General features: G+C 71.7%; 10 protein-coding genes. 1 reads left to right on the forward strand and 9 read right to left on the reverse strand.

The genetic code is table 11. The features are described 5' to 3' along the window. Positions 1-150: 150 nt before the first annotated feature. The 7 genes from ACIRRS_RS28955 to ACIRRS_RS28985 all read right to left on the reverse strand — a co-directional run bounded on the left by ACIRRS_RS28955 (position 151) and on the right by ACIRRS_RS28985 (position 7,870). Positions 151-2,610, reverse strand: coding sequence for a protein kinase (locus ACIRRS_RS28955; RefSeq protein WP_402976600.1), 2,460 nt, complete (start codon positions 2,608-2,610; stop codon positions 151-153). 85 nt (positions 2,611-2,695) lie between these two features. Continuing rightward, complete coding sequence (locus ACIRRS_RS28960) at positions 2,696-3,016, reverse strand: DMT family transporter (protein WP_402976603.1); 321 nt, start codon at positions 3,014-3,016, stop codon at positions 2,696-2,698. A 7-nt stretch (positions 3,017-3,023) separates the two neighbouring features. Beyond that, positions 3,024-3,722 carry an HAD family hydrolase gene (locus tag ACIRRS_RS28965; RefSeq protein ID WP_402976606.1) on the reverse strand — a complete coding sequence of 233 codons (699 nt, stop codon included), beginning with the start codon at positions 3,720-3,722 and terminating at the stop codon, positions 3,024-3,026. 37 nt (positions 3,723-3,759) lie between these two features. Further along, positions 3,760-4,851, reverse strand: coding sequence for an ABC transporter ATP-binding protein (locus tag ACIRRS_RS28970; RefSeq protein WP_402976609.1), 1,092 nt, complete (start codon positions 4,849-4,851; stop codon positions 3,760-3,762). 53 nt (positions 4,852-4,904) lie between these two features. After that, entirely contained in the window at positions 4,905-5,714 is an 810-nt protein-coding gene (locus tag ACIRRS_RS28975; RefSeq protein ID WP_402976893.1) for an ABC transporter permease, read from the reverse strand. Then, positions 5,714-6,691, reverse strand: a complete 978-nt coding sequence (locus ACIRRS_RS28980) for an ABC transporter permease (protein ID WP_402976612.1) — start codon at positions 6,689-6,691, stop codon at positions 5,714-5,716. The genes ACIRRS_RS28975 and ACIRRS_RS28980 overlap by 1 nt, the downstream gene beginning before the upstream one ends. 6 nt (positions 6,692-6,697) lie before the next feature. After that, on the reverse strand, positions 6,698-7,870 hold the full coding sequence (locus tag ACIRRS_RS28985) for an ABC transporter substrate-binding protein (protein WP_402976615.1): 1,173 nt from the start codon (positions 7,868-7,870) through the stop codon (positions 6,698-6,700). 310 nt (positions 7,871-8,180) lie between these two features. Between ACIRRS_RS28985 and ACIRRS_RS28990 the strand changes: the two genes are divergently transcribed. Further along, positions 8,181-8,969, forward strand: coding sequence for a GntR family transcriptional regulator (locus tag ACIRRS_RS28990; RefSeq protein ID WP_402976618.1), 789 nt, complete (start codon positions 8,181-8,183; stop codon positions 8,967-8,969). 36 nt (positions 8,970-9,005) lie between these two features. On the opposite strand, the gene ACIRRS_RS28995 is transcribed toward ACIRRS_RS28990, so the two are convergent. Together ACIRRS_RS28995 and ACIRRS_RS29000 are read right to left on the reverse strand one after the other, a co-directional pair. Continuing rightward, positions 9,006-10,580, reverse strand: coding sequence for a phosphonate degradation HD-domain oxygenase (locus ACIRRS_RS28995; RefSeq protein WP_402976621.1), 1,575 nt, complete (start codon positions 10,578-10,580; stop codon positions 9,006-9,008). Positions 10,581-10,820: 240 nt separating this feature from the next. Continuing rightward, positions 10,821-13,016, reverse strand: coding sequence for a transglycosylase domain-containing protein (locus ACIRRS_RS29000; protein WP_402976624.1), 2,196 nt, complete (start codon positions 13,014-13,016; stop codon positions 10,821-10,823). Positions 13,017-13,048: the final 32 nt, after the last annotated feature.

A 13,048-nucleotide genomic window follows, 5' to 3' on the forward strand; every position in this document is an offset into this window, starting at 1 on the left:
GCGCGCCCCCCCCCGGGGGGCGGGGGGGGGGGGGGGGGGGCCCCGGGCGGGGGGGGCGCCGCCGGGGGCCCCCCCCCGGGGGCCCCGGGGGGGGGGCCCGGGGGGGGCGGGCCCCCCCGACAACTGCCCGCGGTCTTCCGGGCGGTGAGGTCAGCTGCTCCAGATCCGGATTTCGCCGTCCCAGGCGGCGGAGGCCAGGTGGGTGCCGTGGGGGGAGAAGACCACCGCGGTGACCGCGTCGGTGTGCTCTCGGAGGGTGGCGAGGGCGGTGACGGTGTCGGCGTCCCAGATTCGGACGGTGTGGTCCTGGCCGCCGGAGGCGATGCGCGTGCCGTCGGGGTGGAGGGACACCGAGTTGACCTCACCGGTGTGGCCTTCGAGGGTGGCGAGGAGGAGGCCGCTGTCGGCGTCCCAGGCTCGGACGGTGCCGTCCTCGCTGCCGCTGATGATGCGCTGGCCGTCCAGGGTGACGGCGAGGGAACGGACGCCGCCGGTGTGGCCTTCGAGGGTGGCTAGGGCGGAACCGGTCTCGGAGTCCCAGATCCGGAGGACGTGGTCGAGACCGCCGCTGACGAGGCGTCGGCCATCCGGGAAGTAGGCCACGGCGCGGACCTCGGCGGTGTGGCCGTGGAGGGTGGCCACACTGGTGCCGGTGGTGGTGTCCCAGATGCGGACGGTCCGGTCCTCGCCACCGGTGGCGAGGCGGCGCCCGTCCGGAGAGAAGGCCACCGTGTGGACGGTGCCCTCGTGGCCCTTGAGGGCGATGTCGAGGCCGAAGATGAGCCCCTCCAGTAGCGCGAAGCCGTTGCGGCCGACGGTGGCGATCTGCAATCCGTTGGGGGAGTAGGCCGCGGCGATGCCGTTGCGGTGCCCGTAGAAAGTTCGGTCGAGCTCGCCGGTGGCCGGGTTCCACATCAGTGTGGTGTTGTCAGGGGCACAGCTCGCCAGGCGGGCGCCGTTGGGGGAGTAGGCGAGTGCACGCACCGTGTGGCGGCGTCCGGGGATGGTGGTGAGGTGTTCCCCGGTAGCGGTGTCCCAGATCCGTGCGGTGCCGTCCAGGGAGCCTGAGAGGAGGCGGGCGCCGTCGGGCGAGTACACGATCGCGCGGACGAGCCCGGTGTGGCCTTTGAGGGAGTGGAGGTGACGGCCGTCGGCCGCGCCCCAGATCCGGATGTCCCTGCCTCCGGTGGCGATGCGTGTGCCGTCGGGCGAGTACGCGACCGAGAGAACCAGGGCGTCGTGCCCGAGCGTGGTGAGATGGGCGCCGGTGGTGGCGTCCCAGATGCGCACGGTGCTGTCCGAGCTGGCGGTGGCGATGTGCCGGCCGTCAGGGGAGTACGTCAGCGAGTTGATCTCCCCGGTGTGCCCTTCGAGTCGCAGGACCGGCTCACGGGTTGAGGGGTTCCAGACGAGCGCGGCGTTGCTGATGCGGCCGCATGCCGCGAGGTGTCGGCCGTCGGGGGAGTAGGCCAGGACGGAGGCCTCCAATACGTGGCCGATGCGCTCTTCGATGAACTGGCCGGTTCTCGCGTTCCAGATCTTGGCGCCCCTGAACGCGGAGCCGGTGGCGATGCGGGTGCCGTCTGGGGAGAACGCCACAGCGTCGACGTGCCCGTGAATGGTGGTGAGGTGGGCGCCGGTGGTGGCGTCCCAGATGCGTGCGGTGCTGTCCGTGCTGGCGACGGCGATGCGGCTGTTGTCAGGGGAGTAGGCGACGGCGCGCACCGAGACGGGGTGGCCGTCAAGGACTCGGATGGTGCGATACACGGGGGCGGGCGGCGGCGGAGCCGCCACCGGCCCCGCCAGGACGTCGCGTAGGGCCTGGGTCGCCACCTCGGCGGTGGCGCGCTGTTCCGGGTCCTTGTGCAGCAGGCCGAGCAGCAGCGCCTCCACTGGCCCCGCGTGCTGTGGGGACGGCGGCTCCTCGTAGACGATGGCGTTGCCCAGTGCCCAGTAGTTCGGCTGGTCGAACGGCCGCCGTCCCTCCAGCATCTCGTAGAGCGTGACTCCGACGGACCACAGGTCGGAGGCGGGCGTGAGCGGCTGGTTGAGGCGCAGCTCGGGGGCCTGGTAGGCGGGGGTGCAGGGGGAGCCGCCCGGACCGGTCAGGGTGGTGGCACCGGGCAGGTGGGCGATCCCGAAGTCCGTCAGCACGACCCGCTCGCCCTCGAGTAGGACGTTGCCGGGCTTGACGTCCCGGTGGATCACACCGATCTCATGCGCGGCGCTCAGGGCCTCCAGCACCGCCAGGCAGATCCGCGCGGCCTCCGCGACGGGCAGCCGGCCGTGCTCCTTGAGCAGGGAATCCAAGGAGCGGCCCCGGACCAGCTCCATCACGATCACCGGGGCGCCGTGCCAGAGGACGGTGTCCCAGATGGTGATGACGTTCGGGTGATTCCGCAGCTGGGCCATCGTCTTGGCCTCGCGCTTGGCCCAGGCGAGGTAAGCCTCGGCCGTGGCCGGGTCGGCGGGCACGGTCACCGTCTTCAGAGCGACCTCGCAGTCCAGGCTCTCGTCCCAGCCGCGCCAGACCTCGCCCATGCCGCCGCCGCCGAGGCGCTCCAGTTTGCGGTAGCGGCCGACTATCAGTTCCCCCTGAATGTCTGTCACCGAAGCACGATACCGGCCCGAACCGACGACGGGGAGGGGCGACCGGAAACTCCGGTCGCCCCTCCCCGCTACGGCAGTTGAGGCGTCAGTGCCCGCCCTTGAGGTTCAGCACGACCACGCCGACGATCACCAGCGCGAGGCCCAGGTACTGGACCCGGCCCAGGTGTTCGCCGAAGGCGACCACGCCGATCCCGGCCACCGCGGCCGTCCCGGCGCCCGACCAGACGGCGTAGGCGACGGAGACCGGGATGTGCTTCAGCGCACGGCCGAGCAGCAGGAAGGACAGCACGTAGCCGATCCCCACCCCCAGGCTGGGCCACAGGCGCGTGAACCCCTCGGTGAGCTTGAGGCAGCTGGTGGCGCAGACCTCGCTGACGATGGCGAGGGCGAGCAGCAGGTACGGCATGCCGGGATCAACCCACCGGTGCCGCGCTGAGCTTCCCGAGCAGCGCGAGGTCGGCCTGTTCCAGGCTGGTGAGCAGCGTGATCCGGTCACCCTCCGGCATGGCGACGGGCGTGGACGGCACGGCGAGCACCGCGCAGCCGGCCGCGACGGCGGAGGTGACGCCGGTCGGGGTGTCCTCGACGGCGAGGCAGACGGCGGGCTCCAGGCCCAGGCGCTCGGCGGCGGCGAGGTACGGGTCCGGCGCGGGCTTCGTCCGTACGGTGTCCTCGGCGGCCAGGGTGACGGCGAACCAGTCGCGGCCCAGGGTGGAGAGCACGAGGTCGACGACCCGGCGGGGCGAGGCGGAGACGAGGGCGGTGGGCACCCCGGCCTCGCGCAGCGCGGTGAGCAGCGCGAGGGCGCCGGGGCGCGGGACCGTCTCGGCGGCGACCTTGCCGGCGAAGGACTCGCCCAGGCGGTGGGCGAGTTCGGCCTCCGGCAGGTCGGTGCCGCTGACCCGGTGCAGGTGGGCGGCGGTGTGTTCGACGGCCTGGCCGAGGACCTCGGGGGCGTCGGCGTCGGTCAGCGGGTGGCGCAGCTCCTCGGCGAGCTCGGCGGCGGCCTGCCACCAGAGCTGCTCGGTGTCGACCAGGGTGCCGTCCATGTCGAAGAGGACGGCGGCGGGGAGCGGGCTGGTCACGTCGTCGGGACGGGGGGATTCAGGCATGGCGGTACCTTCGGGTGGTTCAGGAGAGGGTTCAGGATCACACAGCGCTGGGCCGGCGGTCCACCAGCACCGGGCGCTCCGGCAGGGTGAGCGCGGCCCGCGCGCCGGCCGGGAGGGCGGCGGAGGCCTCGGTGGGCAGGTCGGCCTTGACCTCGGTGCCGTCGTCCAGGCGGACGGTGAGGCGGGTGACGGCGCCCAGGAAGGAGGCGTTGACGACCAGCGCCGGGCCGTCCTCGGCGGGGGCCAGGAGGACGTTCTCCGGGCGGACCAGCACGTGGAGCTCGCCGTCGGCCGGGATCTCGCCGTCCACCGCGTGGCGGCGGCCGAGGACCTCGACGCCCTCCGAGGTGCGGGTGCAGGGGATGCGGCTCATGGTGCCGACGAACTCGGCGACGAAGGCGGTGGCCGGGCGGCCGTACAGCTCGGACGGCGTGGCGCACTGCTCCAGCCGGCCCGCGCGCAGCACGGCGACGCGGTCGGCCATCGACAGTGCCTCCTCCTGGTCGTGGGTGACGAACAGGGTGGTGATCCCCAGCTCCTGCTGGAGGCGGCGGATCTCCTCGCGCAGCTGGAGGCGGACCTTGGCGTCCAGCGCGGACAGCGGCTCGTCGAGCAGCAGCACGCGCGGCTGCAGGGCGAGGGCGCGGGCGAGCGCGATGCGCTGCTGCTGGCCGCCGGACATCTGGTGCGGGAAGGCCTCGGCGCGGTGCGGCAGGCCGACCAGCTCCAGCAGCTCCTGGGCGCGCTTGCGGCGCTCGGCCTTGCCGGTGCCGCGCATCCGCAGGCCGAAGCCGACGTTGTCGAGGGCCGTCAGGTGCGGGAAGAGGCTGTACGACTGGAACACCATGCCCGCGTCGCGCTTGTGCGCCGGGATCGCGGTGATGTCCTTGCCGTCGACGAGCACCTCGCCCGAGTCGTGCGTCTCGAAGCCGGCGAGGATGCGCAGCGCGGTCGTCTTGCCGCAGCCGGACGGGCCGAGCAGGGCGAGCAGCTCGCCGGGGTTCACGGTCAGGTCGAGGCCGTCGAGGGCGGTGGTGGCGCCGAAGGAGCGGCGCAGGTCGCGGAACTCGACGGTGGCGCTGCCGGGGGCGAGCGAGACGCCGTTCGCGAGGGCGGTGGCCGTGGTCATGGGGAACAACTCCTGGAAGGCGGTGGGTGGTTCAGGACCGGTTCGGGGCCGGTTCAGGACCGCGAGGCCTTGCGGCCGCGGCCGGCGGCGGACATCAGCAGCAGGACGACCCAGACGATCAGCAGGCTGAGCATCGAGACCGCGACGGACATCTGGCCGTCGCTCTTGCCGTTGGAGTTGATCCACACCGAGAAGGGGGCGAAGCCGAGGATGGAGGCGGTGGTGAACTCGCCGAGCACCAGGGCGACGGTGAGCACGGCCGCGTTCAGCAGCGCGCTGCGCAGGTTGGGCAGCACGACGGTGAACACGGCGCGCAGCCAGCCGGCGCCGCAGTTGCGGGCCGCCTCGACCAGGGTGACCACGTCCACGCCGCGCAGGCCCGCGTCGATCGCCCGGTAGGCGAAGGGCAGCGCCATCAGCACGTACGCGATGATCAGGACGATCGGGAAGTCCGGGTCCTGGATGGCGACGATGGTCTGGAAGAACGGGGTGTCCTGGAGGTAGTCCGGGCCCCAGCGCAGCACGCCGATGATGCCGGTGGTGAGCGCGACGACGGGGACGACCAGCGGCATCGAGCACATCACCTCGATCACCGGGCGCAGCTTGGGGGAGCCGAGCCGGGCGGCGAGCACCGCCGGGACCAGCAGGAGCAGCAGCACCGCGACGGTGACGGCGGCCAGTTCGAGGCTGAGCACCAGGCTGTCGGTGAAGCCGGGGGCGTTCACCAGCTCGGTGTAGGCGCGGAAGGTGGTGCTGCCCTTGCCGTCGTCGATGCTGAACCAGAGCGAGGCGGCCATCGGCACCGCGAAGTAGATCCCGCAGATCAGCAGGACGAGGCCGCGGCCGAAACGGATGCGATTGATCAGGCGAGCCACTTGGCACTCCGGCGCTGAAGGGGCAGGTACACGGCCATCACCAGGCAGGCGACCACGATCATGTCGAGGCCGAGTGCGAGGGCGAGGTTGCCCTGGCCGACCAGGACGTTGCCGGACAGCGCGTCGCCGATCTGCATCGAGATCAGCGGCACCGAACTGCCCACCATGGCCTCGGCGGTGGCGTACGCGGCGAAGGAGGCGCCGAACAGGAGGACGAAGCCGCCGAGCAGCGAGGGCAGCAGGACGGGCAGCGCGACGTGGCGCCAGTACTGCACCGCGGTGGCGCCGTTGTTGGAGGCCGCCTCGCGCCACTGGGACTTGAGGCCCTCCAGCGCCGGGGTGATGGTGATGACCATCAGCGGCACCAGGAAGTAGAGGTAGACCACCGAGAGGCCGGAGAAGGTGTAGAGGTTCCAGCCGTGCTTGGTGAGGCCGAGGCGCTTGGTGACCTCGCCGGAGTTGCCGAGGGTGGCGACGAACATGAACGCCAGCGGGACGCCGCCGAAGTTGGCGAGCACGCCGGAGGCGGACATCACGGCCTCGCGGAACATCCGGAAGCGGGAGGTCGCCACCGCCTGGGCGAGCGGCAGGCCGACGATCGTGGAGATCAGCGCCGTCAGCAGCGACAGCTTCACGCTGCCCCACATGGCCGTCCAGTAGGCGCCCTGGAGGGAGGAGGTGAGGTTGTCGGTGGTGAACGTGCCGCCGCCGTCGGGGGCGTCGGAGGAGGTGGTGAACGCGCCGATGGCGATCGCGACGGCGGGGAGCCCGAAGCCGATCGCGAAGAAGAGGATCAGGGGGAGCGCGCCGAGCCAGGCGCGGCTGCCGCCGGAGCGGCGACGGCCGGGGCGGGGGGCCTTGGCGGTGCGGGCCGAGGCCGTGCTGGGGGCTGCGGGGCCGGGGGCACCCCCGCCGCTCTGGGCGGCGGGGGTGCTGGCCGGCACCGGGGTGGGAGCCGTGGTCATCTCAGGTCAGCCCGCGATCGCCTTGGCCCAGTTCTCCGTCACGACCTTCTTGGTCGCCGTCGTCTGGTCGTCGGTGGGGAAGGTGGTGAAGGGCTTCTCGACGACCGGCAGCTTGGCGGCGAGGGCCGCGTCCAGGGTGCCGGCGGCCTTCATGGAGTCGAACAGCGCCGGGTTGGCGAAGCCGCCCAGGAAGCCGTTCTGGCCCTCCGCGCTGTAGAGGTACTCCTCCCACAGGCGGGCGGCGGCCGGGTGCGGCGCGTCCTTGTTGATGGCCTGGTTGTAGAAGTTGGCGAAGACGCCGTCGGTCGGGACGGCGACCTGCCAGTCGATGCCCTTCTCCTTGAACTTCTCGGCGTAGCCGGCGTTCAGGTAGGACCAGTCGACGGTGATCGGGGTCTCGCCCTTCTCGATGGTCGCCGGGGTGACCTCGACCGGGTTGAAGTTGCCGGCCTGCTTCAGCTTGCCGAAGAAGTCGATGCCGGGCTGGATGTTGTCCAGCGAGCCGCCGTTGGCCAGGGCGGCGGCCATGACGGCGCAGTACGCGGCGTTGGCCTTGGTCGGGTTGCCGTTGAGGGCGACCATGCCCTTGTACTCGGGCTTGAGCAGGTCGGCGAAGGTCTTCGGGCAGGTGCCGACCTTCTTGGCGTCGCAGGCGATCGAGACGTAGCCGCCGTAGTCGTTGTAGCGCAGACCCTCGGGGTCCTTCATGGTGGCCGGGATCTTGTCGAAGTCGGCGACCTTGTACGGGGCGAACAGGCCCTGCTTGGCACCGGAGGTGGCGAACGCGGCGCCCAGGTCGACGACGTCGGGGGCGCGGTCCTGGCCCTTGCGGGACGTGATCGCGTTGATCTCGTCCTGGCTCGAGCCGTCGGGGTTCTCGTCCTCGATCTCGATGCCGTACTTGGCCTTGAAGTTGTCCATCAGCTTGCCGTAGTTGGCCCAGTCGCGGGGCAGCGTGATGACGTGCAGCTTCCCCTCCTTCTTGGCCGCGGCGACGAGGCCGTCCATGCCGCCGAAGTCGGCGACGGAGGTGGCGGTCTTCGGGTTCTTGCCGCCCGAGACGTCGTTGCCACCGGCCTTGGTGGAGGAGGAGCCGGCGGAACCGCAGGCGGTGAGCGAGAGTGCGGCGGCGGTCAGGACGGCCGCGAGGGCGGCGGTACGGGCGCGGTGCACGGACACGGGTTCAGTCTCCTGAGAAGGGGGAACTGGGAGCGGGTGTCTTGATCGGGGGATCACTGCGAGTGGCGGCGGTTCGGAGCCGTCCGAGTTGACTAGCCAACTTCGCTGACGGAGGTAAGTAACCCGGAGTCCGGTGACGGGAAGGTGAACGGACGGCCCAGAACCGGGGTCGGCTGCGGGAACGGTGGAATCCGGCCATCGGAGCCTGAACCGTTCGGTGCGATGCTTCGAAAGCGCAGCGGGATATGGTCGGGCAGTCCGCGCCGGTAGAGCTGCGCAGGACACCGCCCCAGGAGGGACATTGACTGACGTGGCACTTGAGTCCGAGCGCCCGGCCAAGGCGGCCGACGGGAGCGGCGGCGCGCTCTACCGGAAGGTCGCCGCCGACCTGCGCGAGGCCATCACCACCGGGGCGTACGGCGAGGCCGGCCGGCTCCCGGCCGAGGGCGCGCTCGCGGAGCGGTACGGGGTCTCGCGCGGCACCGTGCGCCAGGCGCTGGCCGTGCTGCGCTCGGACGGGCTGGTCACCTCGCGGCGCGGCACCCGGCGGGTCGTCCTCGGCGGCGCGCGGGTGCAGAGCTTCTCCGAACTGCTCAGCTTCACCCACTGGGCGTACTCCCGGGGCGAGGAGCCCGGCGGCATCCTCGACTCGCTGGTGCGCCGCCCGGCCGACGCGGCCGAGCGCGAGCAACTGCGCCTGGAGCCGGGCGCGGAGGTGTACGTGACCGTGCGGCTGCGCACCCTCTCGGGGGTGCCGGTGATGGTCGAGCGGACGATCTACCCGCCGAGGGTCGGCGAGATCGTCGCGGAGCTGCCGGCGGACGTGGTCTCGCACACCGAAGTCCTGCGCGAGCACGGCATCCTGTTCACCGACGCCGACCACACGATCGACGTCGTCACCGCCAACGCGGTGGACGCCCGGCTGCTCGGCTGCCGCCGGGGCGGGCCGCTGCTGCGCGAGCGGCGGCGCACGACGGACCCGACCGGCACGCCGGTGGAGTGGTCCCAGGACCGGTACCTGCCGGGGACGGTGGCGTTCAGCGTGCACAACTCGCTGGCCACGTCGGCGCTTTCGCGGCACGCGCGGGACGGGGACTGAAGTCCGTTCAGCCCCCGCCCCTTCGGCGCGGTCCCCTCAGCGCATGAGGGCGGCGAGCATCGGGCGGTAGTGGTCGAATCCGGGGGTCCGGGCCCCGGAGGTCTTCGCCTGCTCGTCCCAGCGGCGGACGGCCACCGCGTCGGCGGCGCCCGGGAGTCGGGCGAACGCGGCGGCCTCGTCCGGTCCCATCGGCCCGCCCTGCACCTGGAGGGTGTACTCGGAGGCCTCGGAGAGCCGCTCGCGGTAGCCCGGCTCGACGGCGCACAGGTAGCGCTTGGCGGCGACGTGCAGCCGTACGGGCTCGGTGACCTCCGGGCCGAACCAGGCGGCCAGCCAGTCGGCGCCGGTGTCGCTGTGGCGGTTGTCCTGGCCCTCCATCAGGTCGCGTCCGTGCAGGGCTCCCTGGAAGTGACCCACGTCGTGGAGCAGGGCTGCGGCGATCAAGTGCGGTGCCGCTCCGGCCTGTTCGGCGGCAGCGGCGGCCTGGAGCATGTGCTCGGCCATCGTCACCTCCTCGCCCAGGTACTCCCCGGCGCCCTCGCCCGCGAACAGCTCGGCGATCGCGTCCAGGGCGGCCGTGCGGCGGTGCAGCACGGCGAGGGTGGAGGCGAGGGAGTCGAGGTCCGCGTAGCAGCCCTGGAGGTGGCGGCGGCCGTCCTGCTCGAAGGCCGTCCGGGCGTGCAGCAGGCGGGTGTTGTCGAAGATCAGGCAGTCGCCCGGGTCGAGGCGGAAGGTCAGCTGGAGCTCGGGGCGCAGGGTGACGGCGGCGAAGCGGCGGTAGGCGGCGTAGAAGGCGTCGAGGTCGCCGCCCCTGAGCGTCCCGATGGAGCGGTTGTTGAACCGGACCTCGCGGATGCGGCCCAGGGCGTCCACCTCGATCAGCGGGCGGTCGGCGCGCAGTTCGGTGCGGCGGTCGCGGAAGACGAACGGGACGGGCGTGCGGGTGAGGACGGCGAAGTCCTCGGGGTGCTCCTCGCGCAGGATCGAGGCGGCCTTGAAGCCGTCCACCAGGCCCGAGTCGCCGCCGGTCGCCGAGTTCTCCAGGCAGTGCAGCAGCTGGAGGGTGGGGACGGGGTCGCGGTAGGGGTTGTCGGTGTGCGGGGCGATGGCGACGCTGGTGAAGGCCAGGTTGTTCGGGTCCGGCTCGACGCGGACGTCGAAGAGATCGCCGTAGTTGGTGACGCGCACGTACCCGAACGTCCCTGCCACGGTGAGGACTTCGCGCTCACGCACCGGCACCCCGCGCAGCAGGGCGAAGCCGCTGCGGCGCACGGCGGCCAGGACGGCGGCCTGCTCGGAGGGGTCGGCCAGGTAGTCGGACCAGCCGGCCTCGGGCAGGCCCCGGGCGAAGTCGGCGGCCGTCCACAGGCGCTTGCCCTCCTCCGTACGGCCGTCGTCCCCGCCCTCCTCGGCCAGCCGGGCCAGCGGGTAGCGGGAGCGGTGGCCGTCGGACCAGAGGACCTCCAGGTTGCCGCCGACCTCGGCGCTCGCGGCCACGGCGAGGTCGCCCGGCAGGTCGTTGATCTGGAACAGCTTCTGCCCGGTGCGCGGGTCCCGGCACTCGGCGCAGGGGCAGTTGTCGCGCAGCCAGTACGGGGGCAGCTCGGTCATGGCGGTTCTCCTCCACGTGGGGTGGGGTCGTGGGGGAGTTGTATAGCCAACTTGGCCCCCCTCTGCCCCGGAGCCTGCCTGGCCGCGGTGAGGTTCGCGTGCCGGGCGGATGAACACCCGGGGAACTGTCCCCGGTCGGGTGGCCGAAAACCGTTGCGTGCCACGCGCCGCACCGCGGGCGGACAGCGCCGCGCCCCGCCGGGCGGGTGGCTCGGCGGGGCGCGGGGTGGCGTCGGCGGGTCAGCGGGTGGCGGTGGTGGCGGGCGGGGTGCCCGTGCCGGTGGTGGCGTTGGGGTCGGGCTTGGGGGCGTCGGGGATGTCCGCCATCGGGAGGGACTGCATGGGCGCGCCGCGCAGGGCCTCGTTCATGGCGTCGCCCCAGATCGGCCCGGGGCCGTTGTAGCCGAACACCTCGTCGTAGCGCTTTCCGTTGATCGTGATGTCGCGCATCTCGACCCCTCCGGCGGGGCCGCCGAGCCAGACGGAGGTGGCGAGTTGGGGGGTGTAGCCACTGAACCAGGCGGCCCGCTTGTGGTCGGAGGTGCCGGTCTTGCCGGCGATCTGCCGGTTGCCGTCCATCTTGATCGAGGCGCCGGTGCCGTCCACGGTCACGCCGTTGAGGATGGTGTTGATGGCCCGTGCCGTGTCCTCGGAGAACGCCTTGTCGCACTGGGCGGCCGGGATCGGTACGTCCTTGCCGTCCACGGTGGTGATCCGGCTGAGGGCGAGCGGGGTGCAGTGGGTGCCGTTGGCGGCGAAGGTCGCGTAGACGTTCGCCATGGTCAGCGGGCTCATCTCCTGGGTGCCCAGGCCTATCGAGGGCACCTCTTCCAGGGGCTTGCCGCTGGCCTTGGTGGTGATGCCGAACTTGTTGACCATCTGCTTGACCGCGCAGAGGCCGATCTCCTTCTCCATCTGCACGAAGTAGGTGTTGATCGACTTCGCCATGGCCTCCTTGAGCTGGTACGGGCCCTTCTCGCTCGCCGACTCGTTGGGCACCACGGCCTTGGGCCGGGCGTCGTTGCGCCAGGTGCCTTCGCAGGTCTTCATGTTCGGGTACTCGAGCTTGTTCGGGGCGTCGTACTGCTGGGTGGGCGGCAGGCCCGCCTCCAGGGCCGCGGCCGCGACGATCGGCTTGAAGTTGGAGCCGGGCTGGAAGCCGTTGCCGCCGCCCATCGCCGCATCGACGTTGAGGTTCACCACGGTCTGGTTCTTGGTCCCGTCCAGGCCGTACGGGCGGGTCTGGGCCATCGCGAGGATCTTGCCGGTGCCGGGCTCGATCATGGTCGCGGCGGCGGAGACGGTGTCGGTGACCTTCACGTCGCCGCTGACCGCGCTCTGGGCGGCGGCCTGCTTGTCCGGGTCCAGCGTGGTGTAGATGTTCAGGCCGCCGGTGTTCCAGAGCTTCGCGCGCTCCTCGGCGGTCTTGCCGAAGACCGGGTCCTGCTTGACCACGTGGCGCACGTAGTCGCAGAAGAAGCCCATGCCGGGCTTGGCGGTGATGCAGCCGTTCTGCGGCTCCTTGTACCTGAGGCCCAGCGGGGCCGCCTTGGCCTCCTTCGCCTGGTCGGCGGTGATGTGCTTGTTCTCCAGCATCTTGTCGATCACCGTGTCGCGGCGCTTCTGCGCGGCGGTCGGGTGCAGCTTCGGGTCGTACTGGGACGGGTTCTGCACCAGTCCGGCCAGGGTGGCGGCCTCGGCGACGGTGAGGTCCTTGTTGTCCTTGCTGAAGTAGCGCTGGGAGGCGGCCTGGACGCCGTAGGCGCCGTTCCCGTAGTAGGTGATGTTGAGGTAGTTGGTGAGGATCTGGTCCTTGGGCAGGTCCTTGTCCAGCTTGATCGCGATCTTGAGTTCCTGGATCTTGCGGCCGAGGGTCTTGCGCTGGGCCTCCGCCACGGCTTCCTTGTCGTCCCCGGCGTTCTCCACGTTGACGTTCTTCACGTACTGCTGGGTCAGGGTGGAGGCGCCCTGCGAGTTGGTGCCGCTCTCCGCGTTCTTGCCGAGAGCGCGCAGGATGCCCTTGAGGTCGATGGCGCCGTGCTCGTAGAAGCGGGCGTCCTCGATGTCGACCTGGGCGTGCCGCATCAGGGGCGACATCTGGTCGGCGGTGAGGATCGTGCGGTCCCGTGCGTAGACCTTGGCGATCTGCCCGCCCTTGGCGTCGAAGATCTGGGTGGCCTGGGTGAGCGGCGGGGTCTTGAAGTCCCCGGAGATGTCGTCGAAGCTCTCCGCCGTGCGCTTGGCCGTCAGCCCCACGCCGCCGATGAGGGGCAGGGACATGCCGGCCAGCAGCACCCCGGACACGACGCTCGTGCTCAGGAAGACCAGGCCGAAGCGGGCCAGCCGCAGCGGCCCGGTGCGGGGCCGGCGGGGGCTCTCGTCGTCCGGGCTCTCGTCGTCCGCGGGGTTCGATATGGGGAGTTGATGTGATTCCACATCATGTCGACGTCACAAGTGTGGAGAAGGGT

It is taken from the genome of Kitasatospora sp. NPDC101183 (assembly GCF_044767945.1).
Taxonomy (GTDB): Bacteria; Actinomycetota; Actinomycetes; order Streptomycetales; family Streptomycetaceae; genus Kitasatospora.

Coding starts and splice junctions, on each gene's coding strand:
- ACIRRS_RS28965 (WP_402976606.1), bottom strand. CDS start 3,722: ATGCCTGAATCCCCCCGTCCCGACGACGTGACCAGCCCGCTCCCCGCC.
- ACIRRS_RS28960 (WP_402976603.1), bottom strand. CDS start 3,016: ATGCCGTACCTGCTGCTCGCCCTCGCCATCGTCAGCGAGGTCTGCGCC.
- ACIRRS_RS28995 (WP_402976621.1), bottom strand. CDS start 10,580: ATGACCGAGCTGCCCCCGTACTGGCTGCGCGACAACTGCCCCTGCGCC.
- ACIRRS_RS28970 (WP_402976609.1), bottom strand. CDS start 4,851: ATGACCACGGCCACCGCCCTCGCGAACGGCGTCTCGCTCGCCCCCGGC.
- ACIRRS_RS28980 (WP_402976612.1), bottom strand. CDS start 6,691: ATGACCACGGCTCCCACCCCGGTGCCGGCCAGCACCCCCGCCGCCCAG.